Genomic DNA, 22,708 nt, shown 5'->3' on the forward strand with positions numbered 1-22,708 from the left:
AACTAAAGTAAAAGGCACATTAAGAAATGTGCCTTTTTTATTTGTAATGGTTTAAATAAAAAAGGCTCCCTATGGGAGCCTTTTAAAAATAGCACGGATCTAGATTAGGAACTCATCCAGAGATTTACCTGCATCAAGTTGCTCTTGAATCGCCGAAGGTGTACGACCTTGGCCAGTCCAAGTTTTCTCATTACCGTTTGAATCTGTGTATTTGTATTTAGCAGGGCGAGGTGCGCGCTTCGCTTTGCCTTTCGTCTTAGTTTCGCCAGATAGCGCAGTAATAAGTGCTTCTACGTCAATACCGTCTTGAGCGATTTTCTCAGCAATCTCTGCAAGCTTAGCTTCTTGCTCTGCTTGTGCTGCGCGTTCTGCTTCTTCTGCTTCACGACGCTCATCTACGACAGTAGTGAGTTTATCTAGAGCTTCTTCCAATTGTTCTAGAGTCAGCTCACGAGAAAATGCACGAAGGCTACGGATATTTAGAAGGGTTTTAGTCAGCTCTGACATAACGATTCCTATTAAAAGGTTAATGTGTTGGGCACTTTTTATCGTTACGATTAAATAATGCCAATCTATAAATAAACAAAGAGTCCTTATATTTAACTTTATCTTTTCCTTATGTGCAAATGCTAAATCAAGATTTTGTTTAAATTTGACTATTTTTTAAAGCAATTAATATTATTACACTCGAAATAAATCATTATTAGATGAGAACTAAAATCAACAATCATTATTGTATAGAGAGAGTGATAGCTTGGTTTTTTATAAAAAAATTTGAGTTATTACTTAAAAATATGAAGCATCCATCTTTAATGCTGTGTCATATATCCTTAATTTATTGATATAAGATAAACCATGATATTTCTAAGGTAGTAATAATGTTTCATAAATAACATGATTGATGTGATTTCAGTTGCACAAAACTTATGGAAGTAGGCAAGGTTTATAAATTATCTCAGTCATTATTTATTTGTTTAATTTAGTTTGATGTGTTGCATTGACTCTCATCATAAGTACAATGGCTGCCACCTGATGCAATATTGCAGACAATTTGTTGTTAATTTGTACAGTTAGTGGTTAATTGTTTGTTGTTGCCGTAGAGGCGCGGTCTCGAAGAGTAGCTATTATTGGGGTGATGCCAATGAATAATAGTGGAAGGCGAAGATTGCCGAAGTAAGTAACTCATCAAAGTTACTTGCTGGGGTTGTATCTGAAAGGAACAACACTGCCATAGTATATATTCACATTAAACTATGGAGCGCTACTGTAGGGTTGGGTGGAGTGTTCGCTTCCCTGTCGCTAAGTTCAACATGAGCACGTATCGTATGCTACGTGACTTGTCTGCAGTAGATCTCTAGCCAAACTTTGGTTTTTGAAGATCATGAATTTAATAGATTTTTCTAGTTCTCCTGTTTCATTATTGCCACCTATTGTCGCTTTGACTTTGGCGATTTTGACTCGACGTGTATTAGTTTCCTTGGGTGTAGGTATCGTGCTAGGTGCGGTGCTACTTAATAGCTGGTCTATCAGCGACACCGCAGGTTACGTCAGTTCTCAAGTTTCTTCTGTCTTTATTGAAGATGGCGGAATTAACACTTGGAACATGAGCATTGTTGGTTTCCTAATCTTATTAGGTATGACAACAGCTTTATTAACGCTATCTGGCGGTACTCGTGCTTTTGCTGAATGGGCACAATCTCGAGTGAAGAGTAAACGCGGCTCCAAACTTCTTGCCGCCTTTTTAGGCGTATTCATTTTTGTCGATGATTACTTTAATAGCCTTGCTGTTGGTGCGATCTCTCGCCCAGTAACCGATCGCTTTTATGTGTCTCGCGCTAAGCTTGCGTACATTCTAGACTCAACCGCCGCTCCAATGTGTGTAATTATGCCTGCTTCTAGCTGGGGTGCTTACATTATTACTATTATTGGCGGGATCTTAGTCTCACATGGGATCACAGAGTATTCGGCTCTTGGCGCATATGTTCGTCTTATCCCAATGAACTTCTACGCCGTTTTTGCGCTGCTAATGGTGTTCGCTGTTGCGTGGTTTGGTCTTGATATTGGTAAAATGCGTGAGCATGAAATCTCTGCATCGCAAGGTCGTGGCTTTGATAAAGACAAAGAAAATGACTCGCAAGAAGCGCATGACCTAAACGAAGAGCTAGATATCCGTGAAAGTGAAAAGGGTAAAGTGTCAGATTTGATACTTCCTATCGTAACGCTGATTATCGCGACTATCGCTTCAATGCTTTACACGGGTGGCCAAGCATTGGCTGCTGATGGTAAGGAGTTTGCGCTTCTTGGTGCTTTTGAAAATACAGATGTAGGTACATCACTAATCTACGGTAGCTTGCTTGGCTTAGCTGTTGCACTGTTTACTGTTGTGAAGCAAGGTCTACCAATGGCTGAGATCGCACGTACACTTTGGATTGGTGCTAAGTCTATGTTTGGTGCGATTCTAATCTTAGTATTTGCCTGGACCATTGGTTCTGTTATCGGTGATATGAAGACTGGTACTTACCTTTCGACAATGGCGCAGGGCAACATTAACCCACACTGGCTACCAGTTATCCTATTCTTGTTGTCTGGCCTAATGGCGTTCTCAACAGGTACTTCATGGGGTACGTTCGGCATTATGCTACCAATCGCGGGTGACATGGCTGGCGCAACAGACGTAGCGCTAATGCTACCGATGCTGAGTGCGGTTTTAGCTGGTGCGGTATTCGGTGACCATTGTTCACCAATCTCAGATACGACTATCTTGTCATCGACGGGTGCACGTTGTAACCACATTGATCACGTATCAACACAGCTACCTTATGCATTATCAGTCGCGCTTGTTTCATGCGTGGGCTTTATTGCCCTTGGTATGACTGCTTCAATTGCGTTTTCGTTTATTGCAGCGTCGATAACATTCGTTATCGTTTGCGCTATTTTGTCATGGCTTTCAAAGTCTAAAATAGCGTCTTGCCAGAGTGCGTAATTCACTGATTTAAAAGGTGAAATTGTAGGAGGCTTCGGCCTCCTTTTTTATTTGTATTATACAATTCGAATTTTTTTAAAATTAAGGGTTGAAAAAAGTAATCAGCTTGGTTAGTGTGGTTGGTAACAAAGCAAATGAGAAGAGCCTTGAAATAAGTATGCGTAATTTTGTAATGAACATTCATCACCATCATCACCCAATCTAGTCTTTCGGGCGATGTACGCATACCCGGGAGGCAGGAAACTCCCGGAGGTAAAATCAAAGTAAAAGCAGATTTTAAACCCTCGGGAGACTTCAATCTCCCGAGGGTTTTTTAGTTTTATTAGTTTGAAAAATACTTAGATATCAAAATCTTGCATAGGGACAAAGCAATGCAAACACAACGTTTAAGAATCGCAATTCAGAAAAAAGGTCGTCTTAGCAAAGAGAGTCAAGCTCTACTAAAACAGTGCGGCGTAAAGTTCAACGTAATGGGCGAGCGTTTAGTTGTCCATTCTGAAAATATGCCAATTGATTTACTCTTGGTTCGTGACGACGACATCCCAGGTTTAATTATGGATGGCGTGGTTGACCTTGGCTTTATTGGCGAAAATGAACTAGAAGAAGTTCGCCTTGACCGCAAAGCATTAGGTGAACCCTGCGAGTTTGTTCAGCTTCGTCGACTTGATTTTGGTGGCTGTCGTTTATCTATCGCAATCGACAAGGACGAAGAGTACAACGGTCCACAAGACTTAGCTGGCAAGCGTATTGCTACAACGTATCCTCAACTTCTAAAAGCGTACATGGATGAAGCCGGCGTTCCATTCTCTACATGTATGCTGACAGGCTCTGTAGAAGTTGCGCCTCGCGCGGGTCTCGCTGATGCTATCGCTGATTTGGTTTCTACAGGTGCAACACTGGAAGCGAACGGCCTTAAAGAAGCTGAAATTATCTTCAAATCAAAAGCGACATTGATTCAACGCACAGGTGAGTTCGACGCAGACAAAGTGGCGCTAATCGAAAAGCTGTTAACTCGCATGCAAGGCGTGCAGCAAGCGAAAGAATCTAAGTACATTATGCTTCACGCCCCAGCAGAGAAGTTAGATCAAATTAAAGCACTACTGCCAGGTGCTGAAGACCCAACTGTTCTTCCTCTTTCTGCAGATAAGCAGAAAATGGCTGTTCACTTAGTGAGTTCTGAAAACCTATTCTGGGAAACAATGGAACAGCTGAAAGAGTTGGGCGCAAGTTCAATTCTCGTTCTACCAATTGAAAAAATGATGGAGTAAGCATCATGAGAACAGTCGTTTGGCAATCATTAAGTGAGAATCAGCAAGACTCTATTTTGGAGCGCCCTGCTATTGCAGAAGGTGCCAATATCACCACTGCTGTGGCCGAAGTTATTGCTAAAGTTCGAGAAGAAGGTGACTCTGCTCTTATTGAGCTGACAGAAAAGTTTGACCGTGTTAAGCCTGAATCCATTCGTGTTTCTTCTCAGGAAATTAAGGCAGCGTCAGAGCGTTTGTCAGAGTCAATGAAGAGCGCACTAGAGCAAGCTTACGCCAATATTTCTAAGTTCCACAAAGCGCAAAAGCCGCAACCGATCAAGGTGGAAACGCAGCCAGGTGTTCTTTGTGAACAAGTAACACGTCCAATTCAAAAAGTGGGTTTGTACATTCCTGGTGGAAGTGCGCCTTTGCCATCGACTGTTTTGATGCTCGGCGTTCCTGCAAAAATTGCAGGTTGTCGTAAAGTCGTTCTTTGTTCTCCACCGCCAATCGCTGATGAGATCCTTTATGTCGCGAAGCTGTGTGGCATTGATGAAGTGTACAACGTCGGTGGTGGCCAAGCAGTTGCTGCAATGGCTTATGGCACCGAGACTGTATCGAAAGTAGATAAGATCTTTGGTCCGGGCAACGCTTACGTGACCGAAGCAAAACGACAGGTTAGCAATGATTTCCGCGGTGCTGCGATTGATATGCCAGCAGGGCCATCAGAAGTTCTTGTGATTGCCGATGAAACCGCAGATGCAGACTTTATCGCTGCGGATCTTTTGAGCCAAGCAGAACACGGTCCTGATTCTCAAGTGGTATTGGTGACTCCTTCTCCTGTGATTGCTGATCAAGTGACGGATGCGGTTCAACGTCAGCTTAAGGAGCTATCTCGTGCAGACATCGCAGAAAAGGCTCTGGCATCAAGCTTGATCATTATTTCCGAGTCGATGACGCAGTCAGTTTCTATTTCCAATTACTACGGTCCTGAGCACTTGATTGTTCAGACTAAGAACCCTCGTGAGCTTCTACCTCTACTTGATAATGCAGGCTCTATCTTCCTTGGGGATTGGTCGCCTGAATCTGCGGGAGATTACGCGTCGGGGACTAACCACGTCCTTCCTACTTACGGTTACACACGTACTTATTCAAGCTTAGGTTTGGCGGATTTCTCTAAACGAATGACGGTTCAGGAGCTTTCTGCTGATGGTTTAAAGAACCTTGCACCAACGGTAGTCACGATGGCTGAAGCGGAAGGTCTGGACGCTCACAAACGTGCTGTTACTATCCGCGTAGAAAAATTAGCAAGTAAGTAAGAATAAGAGAGTAATGAGATGGAAAAGCTAGCGCGTAAACAAGTCCAACAGCTTACCCCTTATATGTCGGCTCGCCGAATCGGTGGTACGGGTGACGTATGGCTAAATGCCAACGAATCACCATTTAACAATGAATACAAAACAGACTTTGCTCGTCTTAATCGTTACAGCGAATGCCAACCGAAAGAACTGATTTCCGCTTACGCAGCGTATGCGGGTGTTAAACCAGAACAAACACTGACTTCTCGCGGCGCAGACGAAGGTATTGAGTTATTAATTCGTGCATTCTGTGAGCCGGGTGAAGATGCGATTCTTTACTGCCCACCAACTTACGGTATGTACGCCATCAGTGCAGAAACCATCGGTGTAGAGCGCAAAACCGTGCCGCTAACGTCAGATTGGCAACTAGACCTTGCAGGCATCGAAGCTAATCTGGATAACGTGAAACTGGTTTTTGTATGTTCGCCAAACAACCCAACGGGTAACTTGGTTAAGCGTGAGGACATTGTGTCTCTGCTTGAGATGACAAAAGACCGTGCAATCGTGGTGATGGATGAAGCGTACATCGATTTTTGTCCAGAAGCGTCAACGGTAGACCTACTGGCGCAATACCCGAATCTTGCGATTCTGCGTACTCTGTCGAAAGCTTTTGCGCTTGCAGGTCTGCGTTGTGGATTTACGCTTGCGAACGAAGAGCTTATTAATGTACTTCTTAAAGTTATCGCACCTTACCCAGTCCCAGTTCCAGTGGCAGAAATTGCGACTCAGGCGCTTTCGGAAGCTGGTTTAGCACGAGCGAAGTTTCAAGTTCTCGATTTGAATGCAAACCGTGCTTACTTGCAAGTTGGCCTTTCAATGATTCCGGGTTTGGAAGTGTTTGAAGGGTGGGGGAACTACCTATTGGTGAAATTCCCAGATGGCGATGACCTTTTCAAAGCGGCTTGGGATACGGGCATTATTTTGCGTAACTCGCCAATTGAAAACTGTGTGCGTATCAGCGTGGGTAACCGTGACGAGTGCGAAAAAACGCTTGGATTTATCAGAAACTACTACGCATAAATAGAGACAGAATTTATCGCTCTCGCTCAATAGCGGGAGCGCCAAAAGAATAGCAATAAGGAAGTTCGAGTGAGCAAACAACAAAAAATCCTTTTTATTGATCGTGATGGCACCTTAATTGTCGAGCCGCCGATTGATTTTCAAGTAGACCGTTTAGACAAACTAAAGCTAGAGCCATTTGTTATCCCAAGCCTGTTGTCGTTGCAGGATGCAGGATACCGTCTAGTGATGGTCACGAACCAAGATGGTTTGGGTACCGACAGCTACCCACAAGAAGATTTTGATGCACCACACAACATGATGATGGAGATCTTTGAATCTCAAGGTGTGAAGTTTGATGATGTGCTGATTTGTCCTCACTTTGATGAAGATAACTGCTCTTGCCGTAAGCCTAAATTGGGCTTGGTAAAAGAGTACCTTCAAGGTGGCAAAGTGGATTTCCAAAATTCTGTTGTGATTGGCGATCGTCAAACTGATCTTCAACTTGCAGAAAACATGGCAATTCGTGGCATTCAATACAACCCAGAAACCATGGGTTGGAAACAGATCCTGAAAGATCTCACGGTGAAGGCACGCGTTGCTGAAGTGGTTCGCACCACAAAAGAAACGGACATCAAAGTATTCGTTAATCTTGACGAACAAGGCGGCAATGACATCTCTACTGGTCTTGGCTTCTTCGACCACATGCTGGATCAAATCGCGACACACGGCGGGTTCCAGATGGTGTGCAAAGTAGAAGGTGACCTGCACATTGATGATCACCACACAGTAGAAGATACCGCTCTTGCGTTGGGTCAAGCGTTGAAAGAAGCACTGGGTGACAAGCGTGGTATTGGTCGCTTTGGCTTTAGTTTGCCAATGGATGAGTGTTTGGCGCAATGCGCACTAGACCTATCAGGTCGTCCTTACCTTAAGTTCGACGCGCAATTCAGCCGTGAGCAAGTGGGTGATCTTTCAACAGAGATGGTGGTTCACTTCTTCCGTTCTCTGACTGACACATTAGCGTGTACGCTGCACCTGTCTTCTGCGGGCAACAATGATCACCACATCATTGAAAGCTTGTTTAAAGCGTTTGGTCGTACTTTGCGCCAAGCAATCAAAGTAGAAGGCACTGAGCTACCAAGTAGTAAAGGCGTGCTTTAAGGCTAACTTTAGCAAGGAGAAAAACAGTGACAGAACAGAAAGTTGTCATTATCGATACTGGCTGTGCCAACGTCTCTTCGGTGAAGTTTGCTATTAAACGCCTAGGCTATGACGTAACTATTTCAAAAGATCCGCAAGTTGTATTGTCGGCAGATAAGCTATTCCTACCAGGCGTGGGAACCGCCAGCGAAGCGATGAAGAATCTAGAAGAGCGCGATCTTATCAGCTTGGTAAAACAGGTAGAAAAGCCATTGCTAGGTATCTGTTTAGGCATGCAACTGTTGGGCAAAGTGTCTCAAGAGAAAGGGCAGAAAGCCGACGAGTTGGTTGAGTGTCTTGGACTTTGTGATGGCGAAGTGAAGTTGCTACAAACCGGCGATTTACCGCTGCCGCACATGGGTTGGAATACAGTGTCTGCAAAAGCAGGTAATCCACTTTTCAAAGGTATTGAAGAAGGTGAGTACTTCTACTTCGTGCACAGCTTTGCAATGCCTGTTGGGGATTACACGATTGCGGAATGCGAGTACGGCAACCCGTTCACAGCAGCAGTACAAAGCGGTAACTACTACGGCGTGCAATTCCACCCTGAGCGTTCTTCAAAAGCGGGCGCGAAGCTTATTCAAAACTTCTTAGAATTATAAAAGGGATTTAGTGTGATTATTCCAGCTCTTGATTTAATTGAAGGACAGGTGGTTCGCCTTTATCAAGGTGATTACGGCCAAGTAACCGAGTACAAAGTCGACCCAGCAGAGCAGTTCAACTTGTACCACCAAGCGGGTGCTAACTGGCTGCACTTGGTGGATTTAACTGGCGCGAAAGACACGACAGCACGCCAGCTTGATTTGATTGCAAAGCTACTAGCAAGCACGCCAGCGAACATCCAAATCGGTGGCGGCGTACGTACAGAGCAAGACGTGATTGACCTGCTAGAAGCTGGTGCTCAGCGTGTTGTTGTTGGTTCTACAGCAGTAAAACAGCCAGAGCTTGTGAAATGTTGGATGGAAAAATACGGCGCAGAGAAAATCGTTCTCGCGCTAGACATCAACATCGATCAAGACGGCACGCGTAAAGTGGCGATCTCTGGTTGGCAAGAAGACTCAGGCGTGACTATCGAAGCTCTGATCAACGATTACCTAACGGTAGGTTTGCAGCACGTGCTTTGTACGGACATTTCTCGTGACGGTACGCTAGAAGGCTCAAACGTAGAGCTTTACGTTGACCTATGCAAACAGTACCCACAAGTGCAGTTTCAATCTTCAGGTGGCATTGGCTCATTAGCAGATATCGAAGCGCTAAAAGGCAGCGGTGTGGCTGGTGTGATTGTTGGTCGTGCACTGTTAGATGGTAAGTTCACAGCAGAGGAGGCGTTTGCATGTTGGCAAAGCGAATAATTCCATGTCTTGATGTTCGTGATGGACAAGTGGTAAAGGGCGTTCAGTTCCGTAATCACGAGATCATTGGCGACATCGTTCCTCTGGCACAGCGTTATGCGGAAGAGGGCGCAGACGAGCTTGTGTTCTACGACATTACTGCTTCAAGTGATGGGCGTGTCGTTGACAAAAGTTGGGTCGCTCGCGTTGCTGAAGTGATTGATATTCCCTTCTGTGTGGCTGGTGGTATTAAATCAGCGGAAGACGCGGCGCGCATTCTTGAGTTTGGTGCAGACAAAGTGTCCATCAACTCACCTGCATTGGCGAACCCGCAACTGATTACTGACCTTGCTGATAAGTTTGGTGTGCAATGTATCGTCGTTGGTATCGATTCATACTACGACAAAGAGACAGGTAAGTATCAGGTTTACCAGTTTACCGGTGATGAAGAACGCACCAAAGCAACTCAATGGGAAACGCGTGATTGGGTGCAAGAAGTACAAAAACGCGGCGCTGGTGAAATCGTACTGAACATGATGAACCAAGACGGCGTGCGTAACGGCTACGATATTGAACAACTTAATATGGTGCGTGAAGTGTGTAACGTGCCATTGATTGCATCGGGTGGTGCTGGTGCCATGGAGCACTTCGCAGAAGCCTACCAAAAAGCAAATGTGGATGGCGCGCTTGCCGCATCGGTATTCCACAAGCAAGTCATCAATATTGGTGAACTAAAGCAGTATTTGAAACAACAAGGCATTGAGGTACGACTATGAGTGTGAAAGCCGCCGAAGTAAGTTCGCTAGCTGAGCGAATCAACTGGGAAAAGGTGGATGGTCTGGTACCTGCCATCGTACAAGATTTCCAATCAAGCCAAGTGCTGATGATGGGTTACATGAACCAAGATGCGTTGGCAAAAACGGGTGAAACAGGTCAAGTGACGTTCTTCTCTCGCACCAAGCAACGTCTTTGGACGAAAGGTGAGACTTCTGGCAACGTATTGCAATTGGTGAACATGCAGCTCGATTGCGACAACGATACGCTACTGGTGAAAGTTAATCCCATTGGCCCTACGTGTCACCTGGGTAACACAACTTGCTGGGATGTGGACCCTCAAGAGGAGTCACAAATGGTGTGGCTTCATCAACTTGAGCAGTTACTGGCTGCCCGCAAGAGTGCCGACCCAGATTCCTCTTATACTGCCAGTCTTTATGCCCGTGGCACCAAGCGTATTTCGCAAAAAGTGGGCGAAGAAGGCGTTGAAGTCGCGCTTGCGGCGACGTCGGGCGATAAGTCGGAGTTAGTGTGTGAATCAGCAGATTTGATTTACCACTTAATGGTATTGCTTCAAGACCAAGGCTTATCGATGAATGACGTAGTGAATAAACTGAAAGAGCGTCATAAGTAAGCTTGCGATAAGTGAAAGCCCCTATGCTCTCGAGCCTAGGGGCTTTTTACTTTAGTGTTCTTGATTCGGGGCAAAAACCGGCAACAGTGCTGGTGGCGATTAGATTCTGAATCACGCTCGTCCCTCGCTGTTCAGAATGACGGTATATTTTCTAATGGTACTTGCAGTAGAGTTATTTACTTCAAATAGGTACATATATTAACGTCACTCCAACGAACCTAGGCGAAGTCAAGAATCCAATTAAATCGAGCTCAATAAGCTAGGAGTGGATGATCTTACCCACAACACTTCTTAAATTTCTTACCGCTTCCACAGATACACGGGTCGTTACGACCTACTTTTAGGCTACTCACTGGTTGGTTTAGGCGAGGATCTTGTTCTGGTTCTTCTTCTAGCTCTTCTTCTGGAAACGTGCCGTCAATGTAGTACCAAAGCCCATTTTCTTTTACAAAGCGAGAACGCTCTGTCATGCAGTAGCGTTTGCCGTCTTCATCAAAATAAGCGCTAAACTCTACAAAGCCTTCATTGTCATTACTGCCAGCTTCTGTTTTTACAACTTCAAGTTTGCACCAATCGCTGTCGATAGATTGGGCAATGTCTTCACGTTGCTCTTCTGCATTACAGCTTGGGTGGTACGTGTTCACCACGTAATCGACTAGACCTAACACATGCGCACTGTAACGAGAGCGCATTAACTGCTCTGGAGTGGTGACGTCAGCGTGGTTATTGTGGGCAATTTCACAACACTGTTGGTAGGTGCGGTTAGATCCGCAAGGGCAAGAAGAAGCCATAAAATGAAATCTCGATTAATTAAGCGGTAAAAACAAACAACCTCACAATTGCGAGGCTGGAGGTGAGGCATTATAGCGATTTAGGGCGTTTGAGACAGCAGTTCTTGAGCCCATTCCGTCGATTGATTAAAAGCGTCTGCTAATTGAGGTTCGGTTAATTTAAGAACGGTGCAATATCGCTCGGCTAACTCCCAGTCCGCTTGTTCGTAGGCGATCGTCATCGAAAGTAAGTGACCAAGTACGCCTTTTCGACTGGTTAATGCGAGTTTTATATCTTCGTCAACGGGGATATCTTCAATGACATCCGAGAGCGGTTGATCGAGCAAAGATCCGAGTAAAGAAAACATGCCTGTCAAAAAAGCCTGCCCAGGGTCATACCTAGTGTTCATTTGACTAAGTAACAGTTCACACATTCGTGCACGCTGAATCGCTAAAGAGTAAAGAGAGTCAGGTTTATCTTCTTGAACGGACGCAATTGCAACTAAGGAAATAAAGCGTCGTAGTCGCTCTTCACCCAGATAAATAAGCGCCTGTCTGAACGATTTGATCTTAGTCGTTAATGTATATCCTGAATTTACGTAAGTAAGCAGCTTGTATGACAGCGTCACATCAATCGAAAACAGACGTTCAACCTCATTGAAGTCGATGGGCTTATCAGCAATCTCTTTACAAAGTTGGATGACGGTAAGAAACGCGGGGTTCAACCGTTTTTTCTGGATCATCTCAGGTTTGCTAAAAAAATACCCTTGAAAATAGTTAAAACCGGCTTCTAGAGCTTGCTCAAACTCTTCATAGGTCTCTACCTTTTCCGCAAGAAAGTCGATTTTAAATGGGCTCAACGCCTGAATAAAAATGGCAGCTTTCTTGATCGGCACAAGTCTAATATCAAACTTGATCATGGAAACGTATGGAAGAAAACGCTTCCAAGCTTTCGTCGGAACAAAATCATCCAGAGCAATTTTGTATCCGCACTCATGAAGGTGCTTGATGGCTTCTAACAGTTCTTCTGTCGGTTCGCAGTCTTCAAGGACTTCAATGACGAGAGATTCTTTAGGGAACAAAGTTGGGACCAAGTTCACCAAGCTTTGATGCGGAAAGTTAACAAAGCCAAGTTTGTTTCCTAATGTGTTGTAATGCGTCGACAAAAAATGATCGGATAGCAGTCGACTAGTAGCCAGCTCTGGTTCTACTTCAGGGAAGGTATTTTTAGGGCCGTCTCGAAAGAGGAGTTCGTAACCTATGGTTCGTTTTTCTCTATCCAGAATCGGTTGGCGAGCTACGTAAGAATACTTCAATTAGGTACTTCGTTCTGTTTAACTTAGTATTATGATAATAGCGATTTTTTACAAAATATCTACGACTTGAGCGTGAATCTTCTACACGCTCTACATGCTTAACGCAAATTCTGTATGAACGGTCTCGTTTGTAGGTCAAAACTATCAGAATTTACTTTTAAAACTGAGCCTTGCGTATACCAATCCCCTAAAACAATTCGGGTCTTTTTAACGCCATCGACGTCAAAAAAATGTGTGTTCGGGCGATGTGTGTGACCATGAATCATTAAGTTGACGCAGTTCTGAGACATCACTTTCTCGACCTCATTTTGGTTGACGTCCATGATATCTAATGACTTGCTCATTTTATCATCACGAATATCGGATTGAACTTTTGAGACAATTTTCTTCTTAATGAACCAAGGAATACGGTTAAACAACCATTGTAGCCATGGCTTGTGAACGGTTTTTCTAAACTCTTGGTATTTCACATCGTCAATGCAGAGCGTATCGCCATGTAGGATTACGGCTTTTTGACCATAAAGATCAATCGTGCAGACATCGTCGAGTAATGTCATACCGGTTTCTTTGCAAAAGCGTTTGCCGAGTAAAAAATCTCGATTGCCTTGGATGAAAAAAGTTGGCACACCCGCATCCGTCAGTGCTTTAAATTCTGCACGGATTTGGTCTGCAAAAGGGGTGTTGTCATCGTCACCAATCCAGAACTCAAACAGATCGCCGAGTACATAAAGTGCATCAGCTTTTGTTGCTTCTGTTCGCATGAACGTCACAAAACATTCCGTGATATCAGGACGTGATGGGGTAAGGTGAAGATCGGAAATAAATAATGTCGTCATAGAAATAAGGGGAAGCTATGCCTCCCCATTAACTTATCTTTTAAAAATAATTCCTAAGAATTACTCTTCAATTGTTGTACCAGTGATTACTACGTCTTCTAGAGGTACGTCTTGGTGCATGCCGTAAGAACCAGTGCTAACGCCTTTGATCTTATTTACGATGTCCATGCCTTCGATTACTTCACCGAACACACAGTAACCCCAACCGTCTAGGCTTTCGCTACGGAAGTCTAGGAATGTGTTGTTGTTTACGTTGATGAAGAACTGAGAGCTTGCTGAATGCGGCTCCATAGTACGTGCCATAGCAAGTGTACCCACTTTGTTGCTTAGGCCGTTGTTTGCTTCGTTCTTGATAGGTGCACGAGTCGCTTTTTCACGTAGACCAGACTCCATACCACCACCTTGGATCATGAAGCCGTCAATAACACGGTGGAAAAGCGTGTTGTCGTAGAAACCGTCGCGGCAGTACTGAAGGAAGTTTGCGCTTGTCTCTGGCGCTTTCTCTTCGTTTAGTTGAATCTTGATGTCACCAAAATTAGTGTGAAGGGTGATCATGCTACTTTCCTTTACTGTGTTGTGTTGAGCCCGAGATTCTAGCCTAAGTTCTAGTGCTTTAAAAACTCAGGAAGAGGAAATTCTTCGTTTTGTGCTTGAAGTTTAGCCGATTATCGTTTTATCGGTTAATTGCTATTACCTAACTAGGTTGGAGTTGATATACTCATCTTCTTTTATTCATTCACAATCATAGATAGAGATCATGTTAAAGATATATAACACACTCACAAGACAGAAAGAGGAATTCAAACCAATTACAGCTGGCAAAGTCGGTATGTATGTCTGTGGAGTTACCATCTACGATCTCTGTCACATTGGTCACGGTCGTACTTTCGTCTCTTTTGACGTTGTATCACGTTACCTTCGCTACTTGGGCTATGATCTGACGTTTGTACGTAACATCACAGATATCGACGATAAGATCATCAAACGTGCCGCAGAAAATGGTGAGTCTTGCGATTCATTGACTGAGCGTTTGATTGGTGAAATGCACGCTGATTTTGATGCGCTGAACATGAAACGTCCGGACGTTGAACCTCGTGCGACACAGTTTATTGCTGAAATCATCGAATTGGTTGAGAAGCTAATCGAGCGCGGTTTTGCATACGTTGCAGATAACGGTGACGTAATGTTTGAAGTGGGTAAGTTCAACGAATACGGCAAGCTTTCTAAGCAAGACCTTGATCAGCTTCAAGCTGGCGCGCGCGTTGATATCGAAACAGCAAAACGCAGCCCTCTAGACTTTGTACTTTGGAAGATGTCTAAGCCGGGTGAACCAACGTGGGAGTCACCATGGGGTCCTGGTCGTCCAGGTTGGCACATAGAGTGTTCAGCAATGAACTCTTCAATCCTAGGTAACCACTTCGACATTCACGGCGGCGGTTCTGACCTTCAGTTCCCACACCACGAAAATGAAATCGCACAATCATGCTGTGCACACGATACACAATACGTGAACACATGGATGCACAGCGGCATGGTAATGGTAGACCGTGAGAAGATGTCTAAATCTCTAGGTAACTTCTTTACTATCCGTGACGTTCTTGGTCACTACGATGCTGAAACAGTGCGTTACTTCCTAATGTCTGGTCATTACCGTAGCCAGTTAAACTACAGCGAAGATAACCTAAACCAAGCACGTGCTTCGCTTGAGCGCCTGTACACATCTCTACGTGGTTTAGACCTAAACGCGGCGCCTGCTGGTGGTGAAGAGTACGTATCTCGCTTCACTGCAGCGATGAACGATGACTTCAACACACCAGAAGCGTACTCAGTTCTGTTCGACATGGCGCGAGAAGTTAACCGTCTGAAAACAGAAAACCTAGAGAAAGCGAGCGAACTCGGTGCGCTAATGCGTGAACTAGCTGACGTGATCGGTATTCTTCACCAAGATCCTGAAGCCTTCCTAAAAGGTGATGCGGGTAACGATGATGAAGTGGCTGAAATCGAAGCTCTGATCAAGCTGCGTAACGACTCTCGTGCTTCGAAAGATTGGGCGAATGCAGATATGGCTCGTGACAAGCTGACCGAAATGGGCATTGTTCTGGAAGATGGTCCAGAAGGCACAACGTGGCGTCGTAAGTAATTGAATTTTCATTTTTAAAGGGCTGATGATTCAGCCCTTTTATTTTCCATTTCCATAAATTAAAACTTTAACTTTAGGTAATGCTCTGTGGCTCAGATGTATTTCTATTACTCAGCAATGAATGCGGGTAAATCAACAACGCTTCTTCAATCCTCTTTCAACTATCAAGAACGCGGCATGACGCCAGTTATTTTTACGGCTGCGCTAGATGATCGTTTTGGTGTCGGTAAAGTGAGCTCTCGTATTGGTCTTCAATCTGACGCACATTTATTTCGTCAGGATACCAATTTGTATCAGGAGATCGCAGCTCTGAATGAGGTTGAAAAACGTCACTGTATTCTTGTTGATGAGTGTCAGTTCTTGTCGAAAGAACAAGTTTATCAACTTACTGAAGTCGTTGATAAGTTGCATATTCCAGTATTGTGTTACGGCCTTCGCACCGATTTTCTAGGCGAACTTTTTGAAGGCAGTAAGTATCTATTATCTTGGGCGGACAAGCTGGTTGAGCTCAAAACAATCTGCCATTGCGGCCGCAAAGCGAATATGGTTATTCGTACCGATGAACACGGCGTGGCAATTAAAGAAGGCGATCAAGTTGCGATCGGCGGTAACGATAAGTATGTCTCCGTATGCCGCCAACATTACAAAGAAGCGCTCGGTAAATAAGCCGTATTGATACATAAAAGCCACCGAACTTGGTGGCTTTTTGTTGTCGGTTAGAAAAAGTTAGACTAAGTCAAAACCAAACCGCTCGAGTAAAACCTGGTAAGAAGATTCGACTTGCTGAGGGATGTTCTGCTCGGTTTGAAATCCTTTCTCTGGATAGCTTTTTACGCGAGAGAAATCTTCCATTAGTGCTTCTAGCACCATCATTAATGGCATGTCTTCATTAATGTATTCAAAAAATGGAAGAGCCGCAGAGCTTACTTGGAGCTGAGTGTAGGGTGACTGCCACTGTTTTTCAAATGTCGCGATTGCTCTACGCTCCATAAACGGTTTTTGTACCAGAATAAACGAGGAACATTGTTTTCCTTCCTCTTTTAATCGTTGCTCAGTAAAGCGGACGTTTTCTCCGCTGTTTGTGGATTTAGTCTCGAGCAAAATTGCTTTGCTTGGAACGCCCGACAACTTTGCAATCTCGGCAAAGGTTTCTGCTTCGCTTTTTTCAAACAGTCCATCTGTGAAGCGACCTTCACCCCCTGAAAATACAATCAAAGGTGCCAACTTTTGGTGGTAGAGCTTGGCAGCGTGCTCCGCTACACGCACATCATTACTGCACATCACAAACAAACAGTCCGCAGGCTTCAGTTCATGTTTAAGTTGCATGTAATCCCAAAGCGTTTCTATATGTCTATAGAGTCTCATAGCGCATCCAAAGTTGAATTGAAGTGAAATCGATAACCAAGTGAGAGTAGTTTGTCAGCAAGAATACGCTTGTCAGCTTGCTCTGTGACGGGTGGAAGAGGTATCTCACTTCCGATTTTGTTTATGGCAGCTTGGTAGAACTCAGCCTTGCTGACAGTATGAGGTGTCGTAACATTAATGACTTGGTTGCTTAAATTGCCTAAGGCAAATTTCGCAGCCGAGACAGCATCATCTTGATGAAGCATATTAGCTGGTGCTTTACGACTAACTTGTTGAAGCCTTGCTGCAAAGCGAGATGGGTGTCTATCTGGCCCGATTAATCCGCTACAACGTAGAATAACAAAGCTAATATTCGAGTCGATAACATGCTGCTCTGCTTGAAGCATAATACGTGCATTGTCAGAGAAATAAGGGCTTTCGGCTGCTAAAGAGATTGACGCGTCAGCTTCTTCCATATCGGAAGCAAGGTTAGGGTAAACCGTTGTAGAGCTGATCATGAGAAGTTTTTCAACGTTGTTTTGCTTAGCTGCGTTGGCAAGTATTTGCCATTGCTGTGCATATTCTTGACCGCGTCCTTTACGAAATCCTGGAGGAAAAGCACCGATAACGTGCGTAATTTGATGCTGTTTGAGCAGCTCATCTAGCCGTGCTGTGGCGTTCAATTGATTGAAATCGAACAATGCGGAGTGAGTTAATGAGGTGGGTAACTCTTTTAATCGAGTTTGGCTACGACGAGTGACAACAACATAGTGGCCATCTTTCATCAATGTTTCTGCTAGCGGAGTTCCGAGCCAGCCTGCACCTACGATCAATGTATTTGCCATTTGGGTCTTCCTACTTACTTATGTCTGCCCGAATAGGTTGAGCAGTTCTGCTTTGGCTTGTTGATGGAGGGGATCTGAATGCCATTTCTGGTGCTGAATAAGGTCAACATTGACTTGCCAAGCCAGTTTTGTGAAATCATCCCCAACTTTTTTTAATGTATTAGGTGAATACGCGACTAAATGCTGTGGTAGAAAGCACCAACCAAACCCTTTATTCGCCAATTCCAACAAAATATAGTAGTTATCAGCGTACCAGATATCTGGGCTAAATGCTTGATTGAGACCACATGGCTCTGCACTTTTGGATCGTATGACCAATTGACGATGTTGTTTTAGTTGATCAATGTGAGTGATTTGCTGCTTTGCTAAAGGATGTGTTGAAGAGACATAGACATCAAATGCAATATTGCCAAGATTGGTGAAATCGATGTGCCTTGGCATTTGTAAATCACTCAAAATAATCCCAGTCGTGGCGCGTTCCGACTTAACCAATTCAATGATATCAGGGCTTGATGCCGTTAAGCATTCAACTTGTAAGTGTGGAAAGCGTTGCTCTAACTTCTTTAGCACATCCGGCAAGCGAGTCAGAGGAATCCCTTCATCAATAGCTAAGACTAATTTGTTCGTTGGCGTGGAAAAGAGCTGCGATGCCCTATTGTTTAGGCGGTCGAGTTGGCTGATTGTTGCTTGTGCATAAGGTACGAGCGCGAGGCCATTCTCAGTTAATTTAGGGTACCTGCCTGATCGATCAAAAAGCTCAACGCCACAGTCGATCTCCATATTCATGATGTGCTGGCTCACTACAGATTGAGCTCGCCCCAGTTTTCTAGCTGCTCCTGAAAATGATCCTGCTTCTGATGTAGCAATAAAAGCTTGCAGTTGTTCGATGGTAAACATATCGCTTAAACCGATGGTATCTAACTTTTGGTTATCTAAATAATAGATAAAATTCTAAGCATTGAGTAGAACTATTTGGACAGAGAAATATGACTCGTAACGAACGAATTTTTCATGCAGTACTTTTTGAGTTAATCGCACTCGCGATTATTGTACCAGCGGCTTCATTGATCACTGGAAAGGGCTCTAGTGATCTTGCGTTGGTTGGGGTCGGGTTGAGCATGTATACCGTGATATGGAACTACATCTACAACTTGTACTTTGATAAGTGGTTTGGTGGCAATCGAGCTGAGCGAAGTTTAGCGATGCGGCTTGGACACACTGTTGGTTTCGAGGGAGGATTGATCTTTATCTCTCTACCTGTGATTGCCTGGTTCTTAGAAATTACGCTTCTTCAAGCTCTGATGCTGGAAGCCGGCTTCCTCGTTTTCTTCCTATTTTATGCTACTGGTTTTAACTGGTTGTATGACAAGGTTCAACCATTTAGCAAAATGAAAAAGCGATTATTGCCGCAGGCATCGACAGGAAAAATATAGGACTAAAAAACGCCACCGAGTTCGGTGGCGTTTTTTGTTCAAATTACACAGACAAAACTCTTAAAATCTTATCTGCATGTTCTGCAACTTCAATGCCTTCGTCTGTTAGATAACCACCGTCAGGCTGTGTACAAAGTTGCTTCTCATATAGACGAGCAACGGCTGCCTGCATTTCTTCTGACGCGTCTGTATGAACTTTAATACCAGTTGCAGCACTACTTAGGTCGAACTGAAGAAGTAGATTCAATTCGGCGATATGTTCAGCTGAATATTTCATAAATGATTCCTTTGCGCTTTTTTTACCAAGCTAGTCTGAAAAGTAGCGTTGGGCAACATTCAACGACAAGAAGTGTTAAGTATGGCGCTATCAGGCTGATATAACGCAGGATCTTTGTTCGAAAGGTCGAATACTTGTTAAGTATCAATGATACTTACGGTAGCGAATGATAGGCGCTATTTATTGCTTGATCTCCCAATAACAACGATTTTAGTAAACACGCCAAATAGCACTTGAAAAAATAGGGAAATAGAGCGATTATCCGCGCCTCTTTAAATGTTTCTAAATGTTACACCAGAATGAACTTTAATCAGTTTGACTCACTATTACCGCCACAAGCTGCGGAACGCGCAGCTGAAGTGGGGGTAGGCAAAGCAACGAAAGCTCCAATCAAATCTTTTCTGCTCGCCATTTCTGCGGGGCTTCATATTGGTATTGCTTTCATCTTCTATACCACAGTAACGACAGGCGCAGGCGAGCTGCCTTGGGGCATTACACGACTCATTGGTGGTCTGGCATTTAGCCTTGGTTTGATTTTGGTGGTGGTTACTGGCGGCGAGCTTTTCACTAGCTCTGTACTGACACTAGTTGCGCGTGCGAGTGGAAAAATCTCTTGGCAAGCACTTATCAAAAACTGGTTGGTGGTTTACTTTGGCAATATGGTTGGGGCCATTTTGCTCGTGGCCTGTATGCTAGTTACCAAGCAATATATGTTTGATCATGGCCAAGTTGGTCTTAACGCGATGGCGATCTCCCAACACAAATTACATCATGGTTTCTTTGCTGCTGTTGCGCTTGGCATCATGTGTAACGTATTAGTTTGTATTGCAGTTTGGATGACGTTTAGTGGGCGAACATTGACAGATAAAATAGCGGTCATGATTTTGCCTGTGGCTATGTTCGTGTCGGCAGGTTTTGAGCACTGTATTGCGAACATGTTCCAAGTACCTATGGCGATTGGTATTAAGTACTTTGCGCCAGAAGCGTTTTGGCAAATGACAGGGGCAGATATTGCAAACTACGCGGACTTAAACATGATGGGGTTCATCGTAAACAACCTAATTCCTGTTACGATAGGAAACATTATTGGTGGTGGCGTATTTGTTGGCATGTGGTATTGGATGATTTATCTACGCGATGGAGATAACCATTTGCGATAAGTTTAGAAGATCACAAGAAAGGCGAACCAGATGGTTCGCCTTTCTTTTTATTTGTCTCTGCAAATGTCAAATAAGTCGAGTCATGCTAAATCAACTCTTCGTTGATGCCAAAATCGGTTGGGAGCCAATGAGAAGTTACTTCCTTTGGTTCTTGAACGAGCCAATCCAGAGGTGCATCGGACAGGAGTTCATCGTAATTTTCTTTGATCATTAAGACATCCATGTACGTCTCTCCAAGTTTGTGGTCACTGCCTTTACTTTAAAATTAGAACATGTCAGTCACGTGATCAATGCATGACGATTCGATTGATCACTTATGTTGCTATGTTTCTGGTTGCGTATGGGTTTTGGGGGCTTATCCACATTTTCTGTGGATAACCTGTATCAAAGGTCGTGCGTATCTAAACTTGCAAAGAAAATTTCATAAAATTAGAGGCTTATATCAAAAAGAATTCTGCCTGACTTTTCATCTGAAAGCGTCTTGATGAGTGCTCGAAGAATAGTTGAGTTATTCAGTTATAAGTACGTTCGACTTGGCAACATAAGTTGTTTAACGGGCTTTACCCACAAGCGCCAACTAACCGTGAGTTTTGGTCGATTCGGGTTGCTCGATTTTTATCTTGATTCGGCCTTCTTTGGTTTGTACCCAGCGCAATGTCATTTCTAACGTTATGGTTACGGAGGCACTCAACATAACGAAAATAGCCAGCATAATTACTAACTGGTATTTAATCGCAACCATCGGGCTCGCGCCACCTAGAATTTGACCGGTCATCATACCCGGTAAGGTAACCAGCCCTGTAGTGGCCATAGAAGCTAAAGTCGGGGCAAGGGACTTTCTAAGAGCCTCCTGAATGAAGGGGAAGGAGGCGTAGCGAGGAGAGGCTCCAAGTGAGATTGCAGCCTCATATTCTGCTTGTCTCTGCTCAAAAGCCGTAAACAAATTCTGAAGAGCGATGATATTACTACTCAAGCTGTTACCCAATAACATACCAGCAAGTGGGATCATGTACTGCGCATTGTAAATAGGGGATGGTTGCACTAGGCCTGCTGTAATTGCAATCAGAAGTGGTATTAGACCACAGGTAAGGCCCGTTAGTAGCGGAAGCATAAGTGGCTTTTTAGGTAACTGAGCTTTTCCCGCAATTGAGCTGGCACCAATCAGTAGCATGATGGCAAGCCAAAGTATATTGACAAGTAAACTGTTTAATTGAAAAAGATATTCTAAATACACGCCAATCAATATGAGCTGAAATGTCATTCGGATAACACTGATTATCGTGTCTTTTGCTATCCCTAATTTGTAGCGGGCATTGATAAAGAAGGGGACCAATAAAATCAAACCAAACAGTGCCAGTTTGACCCAGCTTATATCCACCACGTTATCCATAATCGCTCCTTGAAAATACGCGAATAATTGTATCTAAGCCTCCCCTTTATATGAACCACTATGTGCACTTTTTGCTGTTCTTAAAGTAAACCTTGAGTGCTATTTTAGACATTAATACGCAGCATTCTGTTTACAAGTGGTTATCTTTTTCGGAGTTTTTAAGTCGATTTATGGCATGGTAATTACGATTTAAATGTGATCGATGTTTCTTAAATGTTGTTTATTTAACAACTCCTTAAAAGACTTATTTTGTCACATCTGTTCATGTTTTTTAATAAATAACATCAATCCATCATATCTCTGGATGAGCTCAAAAAAGTGTTGAATTACAAGGTCTGAGGTCGCTTATTTGATTGAACCCTACTATTAGTATGGTCTAACATTTTCCATTAGAGATTGTAAAAAACTTAAGCTTGGTTACGCGGGCTTTTCAATAACACTAGATACAAAATAGGCAAATGTATGAGTGATGTTAATAAAATTGAGAGTGGTGAAAAACGCTCCCTGGAGTGGAAGTCGTTCCTCTTCATTGCAGTTGTTCTCTTCCCAATTCTGAGTGTGGCCTTTGTTGGCGGCTACGGGTTCATCGTTTGGATGTTGCAAGTCTTCTTCTTTGGACCTCCAGGCGCGCACGGCATGTAAGCCAGTGAGCTCATAACCACACTTTT

General features: G+C 43.8%; 25 protein-coding genes, 1 riboswitch and 1 other annotated feature. Of the genes, 14 read left to right on the forward strand and 11 right to left on the reverse strand.

Annotated features, from left to right (window positions below):
- Positions 1-99: 99 nt before the first annotated feature.
- On the reverse strand, positions 100-507 hold the full coding sequence (locus tag IJ23_RS00835; RefSeq protein ID WP_005378185.1) for an H-NS family histone-like protein: 408 nt from the start codon (positions 505-507) through the stop codon (positions 100-102).
- A gap of 582 nt (positions 508-1,089) precedes the next feature.
- A riboswitch (Lysine riboswitch) is annotated at positions 1,090-1,272 on the forward strand.
- A gap of 109 nt (positions 1,273-1,381) precedes the next feature.
- On the opposite strand from IJ23_RS00835, the gene tet(35) reads away from it, so the two are divergent.
- The 9 genes from tet(35) to hisIE all read left to right on the forward strand — a co-directional run bounded on the left by tet(35) (position 1,382) and on the right by hisIE (position 10,529).
- A complete protein-coding gene (gene tet(35) / locus IJ23_RS00840) occupies positions 1,382-2,983 on the forward strand; it encodes a tetracycline efflux Na+/H+ antiporter family transporter Tet(35) (RefSeq protein WP_005378182.1) in 1,602 nt (533 codons plus the stop codon).
- A 180-nt stretch (positions 2,984-3,163) separates the two neighbouring features.
- Positions 3,164-3,301 (forward strand) — a sequence feature (His leader region).
- Positions 3,302-3,354: 53 nt separating this feature from the next.
- Complete coding sequence (gene hisG / locus IJ23_RS00850; protein WP_005378180.1) at positions 3,355-4,251, forward strand: ATP phosphoribosyltransferase; 897 nt, start codon at positions 3,355-3,357, stop codon at positions 4,249-4,251.
- 5 nt (positions 4,252-4,256) lie between these two features.
- Entirely contained in the window at positions 4,257-5,549 is a 1,293-nt protein-coding gene (hisD, locus tag IJ23_RS00855; RefSeq protein ID WP_033905089.1) for a histidinol dehydrogenase, read from the forward strand.
- A gap of 18 nt (positions 5,550-5,567) precedes the next feature.
- Positions 5,568-6,608 (forward strand): histidinol-phosphate transaminase, encoded by a 1,041-nt coding sequence (gene hisC / locus IJ23_RS00860; protein ID WP_017634689.1) that lies wholly within the window; start codon positions 5,568-5,570, stop codon positions 6,606-6,608.
- Between the two features lie 69 nt (positions 6,609-6,677).
- A complete protein-coding gene (gene hisB, locus IJ23_RS00865; RefSeq protein ID WP_033905090.1) occupies positions 6,678-7,751 on the forward strand; it encodes a bifunctional histidinol-phosphatase/imidazoleglycerol-phosphate dehydratase HisB in 1,074 nt (357 codons plus the stop codon).
- Positions 7,752-7,777: 26 nt separating this feature from the next.
- Positions 7,778-8,392, forward strand: a complete 615-nt coding sequence (gene hisH / locus IJ23_RS00870; RefSeq protein WP_033905091.1) for an imidazole glycerol phosphate synthase subunit HisH — start codon at positions 7,778-7,780, stop codon at positions 8,390-8,392.
- A 12-nt stretch (positions 8,393-8,404) separates the two neighbouring features.
- Positions 8,405-9,142: a 1-(5-phosphoribosyl)-5-[(5-phosphoribosylamino)methylideneamino]imidazole-4-carboxamide isomerase gene (gene hisA / locus IJ23_RS00875; RefSeq protein ID WP_033905092.1), complete on the forward strand. Its 738-nt coding sequence runs from the start codon at positions 8,405-8,407 to the stop codon at positions 9,140-9,142.
- Positions 9,124-9,897 (forward strand): imidazole glycerol phosphate synthase subunit HisF, encoded by a 774-nt coding sequence (gene hisF / locus IJ23_RS00880; RefSeq protein ID WP_004749837.1) that lies wholly within the window; start codon positions 9,124-9,126, stop codon positions 9,895-9,897. The genes hisA and hisF overlap by 19 nt, the downstream gene beginning before the upstream one ends.
- Positions 9,894-10,529 carry a bifunctional phosphoribosyl-AMP cyclohydrolase/phosphoribosyl-ATP diphosphatase HisIE gene (gene hisIE, locus IJ23_RS00885; RefSeq protein ID WP_033905093.1) on the forward strand — a complete coding sequence of 212 codons (636 nt, stop codon included), beginning with the start codon at positions 9,894-9,896 and terminating at the stop codon, positions 10,527-10,529. Before hisF ends, hisIE begins: the two co-directional genes overlap by 4 nt.
- Before the next feature lie 275 nt (positions 10,530-10,804).
- Here hisIE and IJ23_RS00890 read toward each other — a convergent pair whose 3' ends face one another.
- The 4 genes from IJ23_RS00890 to IJ23_RS00905 all read right to left on the reverse strand — a co-directional run bounded on the left by IJ23_RS00890 (position 10,805) and on the right by IJ23_RS00905 (position 14,006).
- Entirely contained in the window at positions 10,805-11,320 is a 516-nt protein-coding gene (locus IJ23_RS00890; protein WP_033905094.1) for a YchJ family protein, read from the reverse strand.
- Between the two features lie 80 nt (positions 11,321-11,400).
- Positions 11,401-12,615, reverse strand: coding sequence for an EAL and HDOD domain-containing protein (locus IJ23_RS00895; protein WP_005378158.1), 1,215 nt, complete (start codon positions 12,613-12,615; stop codon positions 11,401-11,403).
- 98 nt (positions 12,616-12,713) lie between these two features.
- Complete coding sequence (gene lpxH / locus IJ23_RS00900; RefSeq protein ID WP_005389817.1) at positions 12,714-13,451, reverse strand: UDP-2,3-diacylglucosamine diphosphatase; 738 nt, start codon at positions 13,449-13,451, stop codon at positions 12,714-12,716.
- Positions 13,452-13,511: 60 nt separating this feature from the next.
- Complete coding sequence (locus IJ23_RS00905) at positions 13,512-14,006, reverse strand: peptidylprolyl isomerase (RefSeq protein ID WP_005378156.1); 495 nt, start codon at positions 14,004-14,006, stop codon at positions 13,512-13,514.
- 202 nt (positions 14,007-14,208) lie between these two features.
- On the opposite strand from IJ23_RS00905, the gene cysS reads away from it, so the two are divergent.
- Entirely contained in the window at positions 14,209-15,591 is a 1,383-nt protein-coding gene (gene cysS / locus IJ23_RS00910; protein WP_033905095.1) for a cysteine--tRNA ligase, read from the forward strand.
- Positions 15,592-15,678: 87 nt separating this feature from the next.
- Positions 15,679-16,257, forward strand: coding sequence for a thymidine kinase (locus IJ23_RS00915; RefSeq protein ID WP_005378154.1), 579 nt, complete (start codon positions 15,679-15,681; stop codon positions 16,255-16,257).
- A 60-nt stretch (positions 16,258-16,317) separates the two neighbouring features.
- Here the strand turns inward: IJ23_RS00915 and IJ23_RS00920 are convergent, their stop codons facing one another.
- Genes IJ23_RS00920 through IJ23_RS00930 form a run of 3 tightly spaced genes read right to left on the reverse strand, consistent with a single transcriptional unit; the run spans position 16,318 to position 18,677 of the window.
- Positions 16,318-16,956, reverse strand: coding sequence for a YdcF family protein (locus IJ23_RS00920; RefSeq protein ID WP_017821723.1), 639 nt, complete (start codon positions 16,954-16,956; stop codon positions 16,318-16,320).
- Entirely contained in the window at positions 16,953-17,780 is an 828-nt protein-coding gene (locus IJ23_RS00925) for an NAD-dependent epimerase/dehydratase family protein (RefSeq protein ID WP_017634682.1), read from the reverse strand. The genes IJ23_RS00920 and IJ23_RS00925 overlap by 4 nt, the downstream gene beginning before the upstream one ends.
- A gap of 18 nt (positions 17,781-17,798) precedes the next feature.
- Positions 17,799-18,677: a LysR family transcriptional regulator gene (locus IJ23_RS00930; protein WP_005378151.1), complete on the reverse strand. Its 879-nt coding sequence runs from the start codon at positions 18,675-18,677 to the stop codon at positions 17,799-17,801.
- A gap of 89 nt (positions 18,678-18,766) precedes the next feature.
- Between IJ23_RS00930 and IJ23_RS00935 the strand changes: the two genes are divergently transcribed.
- A complete protein-coding gene (locus IJ23_RS00935; protein WP_005378150.1) occupies positions 18,767-19,213 on the forward strand; it encodes a PACE efflux transporter in 447 nt (148 codons plus the stop codon).
- 43 nt (positions 19,214-19,256) lie between these two features.
- Here IJ23_RS00935 and IJ23_RS00940 read toward each other — a convergent pair whose 3' ends face one another.
- Positions 19,257-19,490 carry a TIGR02647 family protein gene (locus IJ23_RS00940; protein ID WP_005378148.1) on the reverse strand — a complete coding sequence of 78 codons (234 nt, stop codon included), beginning with the start codon at positions 19,488-19,490 and terminating at the stop codon, positions 19,257-19,259.
- Positions 19,491-19,789: 299 nt separating this feature from the next.
- Here IJ23_RS00940 and focA point away from each other — a divergent pair, with 299 nt between their 5' ends.
- The gene (focA, locus tag IJ23_RS00945; RefSeq protein WP_033905096.1) at positions 19,790-20,650 is read left to right on the forward strand and encodes a formate transporter FocA; all 861 of its coding nucleotides are present in this window, start codon (positions 19,790-19,792) and stop codon (positions 20,648-20,650) included.
- An 85-nt stretch (positions 20,651-20,735) separates the two neighbouring features.
- Here focA and IJ23_RS25680 read toward each other — a convergent pair whose 3' ends face one another.
- Positions 20,736-20,861, reverse strand: a complete 126-nt coding sequence (locus tag IJ23_RS25680; RefSeq protein WP_254903806.1) for a hypothetical protein — start codon at positions 20,859-20,861, stop codon at positions 20,736-20,738.
- A 366-nt stretch (positions 20,862-21,227) separates the two neighbouring features.
- Positions 21,228-22,040 carry an ABC transporter permease gene (locus IJ23_RS00950; protein WP_033905097.1) on the reverse strand — a complete coding sequence of 271 codons (813 nt, stop codon included), beginning with the start codon at positions 22,038-22,040 and terminating at the stop codon, positions 21,228-21,230.
- Positions 22,041-22,502: 462 nt separating this feature from the next.
- Here IJ23_RS00950 and torE point away from each other — a divergent pair, with 462 nt between their 5' ends.
- A complete protein-coding gene (gene torE / locus IJ23_RS23795) occupies positions 22,503-22,682 on the forward strand; it encodes a trimethylamine N-oxide reductase system protein TorE (protein ID WP_005378141.1) in 180 nt (59 codons plus the stop codon).
- Positions 22,683-22,708: the final 26 nt, after the last annotated feature.

It is taken from the genome of Vibrio sp. OY15 (genome assembly GCF_000742455.1).
Taxonomy (GTDB): Bacteria; Pseudomonadota; Gammaproteobacteria; order Enterobacterales; family Vibrionaceae; genus Vibrio; species Vibrio alginolyticus.

What these genes read in the sequence shown, in the direction of transcription:
- IJ23_RS00940 (WP_005378148.1), bottom strand. Translation starts at nt 19,490, where the DNA reads ATGAAATATTCAGCTGAACATATCGCCGAATTGAATCTACTTCTTCAG.
- torE (WP_005378141.1), top strand. Translation starts at nt 22,503, where the DNA reads ATGAGTGATGTTAATAAAATTGAGAGTGGTGAAAAACGCTCCCTGGAG.
- IJ23_RS00905 (WP_005378156.1), bottom strand. Translation starts at nt 14,006, where the DNA reads ATGATCACCCTTCACACTAATTTTGGTGACATCAAGATTCAACTAAAC.
- IJ23_RS00920 (WP_017821723.1), bottom strand. Translation starts at nt 16,956, where the DNA reads ATGAGACTCTATAGACATATAGAAACGCTTTGGGATTACATGCAACTT.
- lpxH (WP_005389817.1), bottom strand. Translation starts at nt 13,451, where the DNA reads ATGACGACATTATTTATTTCCGATCTTCACCTTACCCCATCACGTCCT.
- hisF (WP_004749837.1), top strand. Translation starts at nt 9,124, where the DNA reads ATGTTGGCAAAGCGAATAATTCCATGTCTTGATGTTCGTGATGGACAA.
- IJ23_RS00950 (WP_033905097.1), bottom strand. Translation starts at nt 22,040, where the DNA reads ATGGATAACGTGGTGGATATAAGCTGGGTCAAACTGGCACTGTTTGGT.
- IJ23_RS00925 (WP_017634682.1), bottom strand. Translation starts at nt 17,780, where the DNA reads ATGGCAAATACATTGATCGTAGGTGCAGGCTGGCTCGGAACTCCGCTA.
- focA (WP_033905096.1), top strand. Translation starts at nt 19,790, where the DNA reads ATGAACTTTAATCAGTTTGACTCACTATTACCGCCACAAGCTGCGGAA.
- hisD (WP_033905089.1), top strand. Translation starts at nt 4,257, where the DNA reads ATGAGAACAGTCGTTTGGCAATCATTAAGTGAGAATCAGCAAGACTCT.
- IJ23_RS00935 (WP_005378150.1), top strand. Translation starts at nt 18,767, where the DNA reads ATGACTCGTAACGAACGAATTTTTCATGCAGTACTTTTTGAGTTAATC.
- hisG (WP_005378180.1), top strand. Translation starts at nt 3,355, where the DNA reads ATGCAAACACAACGTTTAAGAATCGCAATTCAGAAAAAAGGTCGTCTT.
- hisC (WP_017634689.1), top strand. Translation starts at nt 5,568, where the DNA reads ATGGAAAAGCTAGCGCGTAAACAAGTCCAACAGCTTACCCCTTATATG.
- hisIE (WP_033905093.1), top strand. Translation starts at nt 9,894, where the DNA reads ATGAGTGTGAAAGCCGCCGAAGTAAGTTCGCTAGCTGAGCGAATCAAC.
- cysS (WP_033905095.1), top strand. Translation starts at nt 14,209, where the DNA reads ATGTTAAAGATATATAACACACTCACAAGACAGAAAGAGGAATTCAAA.
- IJ23_RS00835 (WP_005378185.1), bottom strand. Translation starts at nt 507, where the DNA reads ATGTCAGAGCTGACTAAAACCCTTCTAAATATCCGTAGCCTTCGTGCA.
- IJ23_RS25680 (WP_254903806.1), bottom strand. Translation starts at nt 20,861, where the DNA reads ATGATCAAAGAAAATTACGATGAACTCCTGTCCGATGCACCTCTGGAT.
- IJ23_RS00890 (WP_033905094.1), bottom strand. Translation starts at nt 11,320, where the DNA reads ATGGCTTCTTCTTGCCCTTGCGGATCTAACCGCACCTACCAACAGTGT.
- IJ23_RS00930 (WP_005378151.1), bottom strand. Translation starts at nt 18,677, where the DNA reads ATGTTTACCATCGAACAACTGCAAGCTTTTATTGCTACATCAGAAGCA.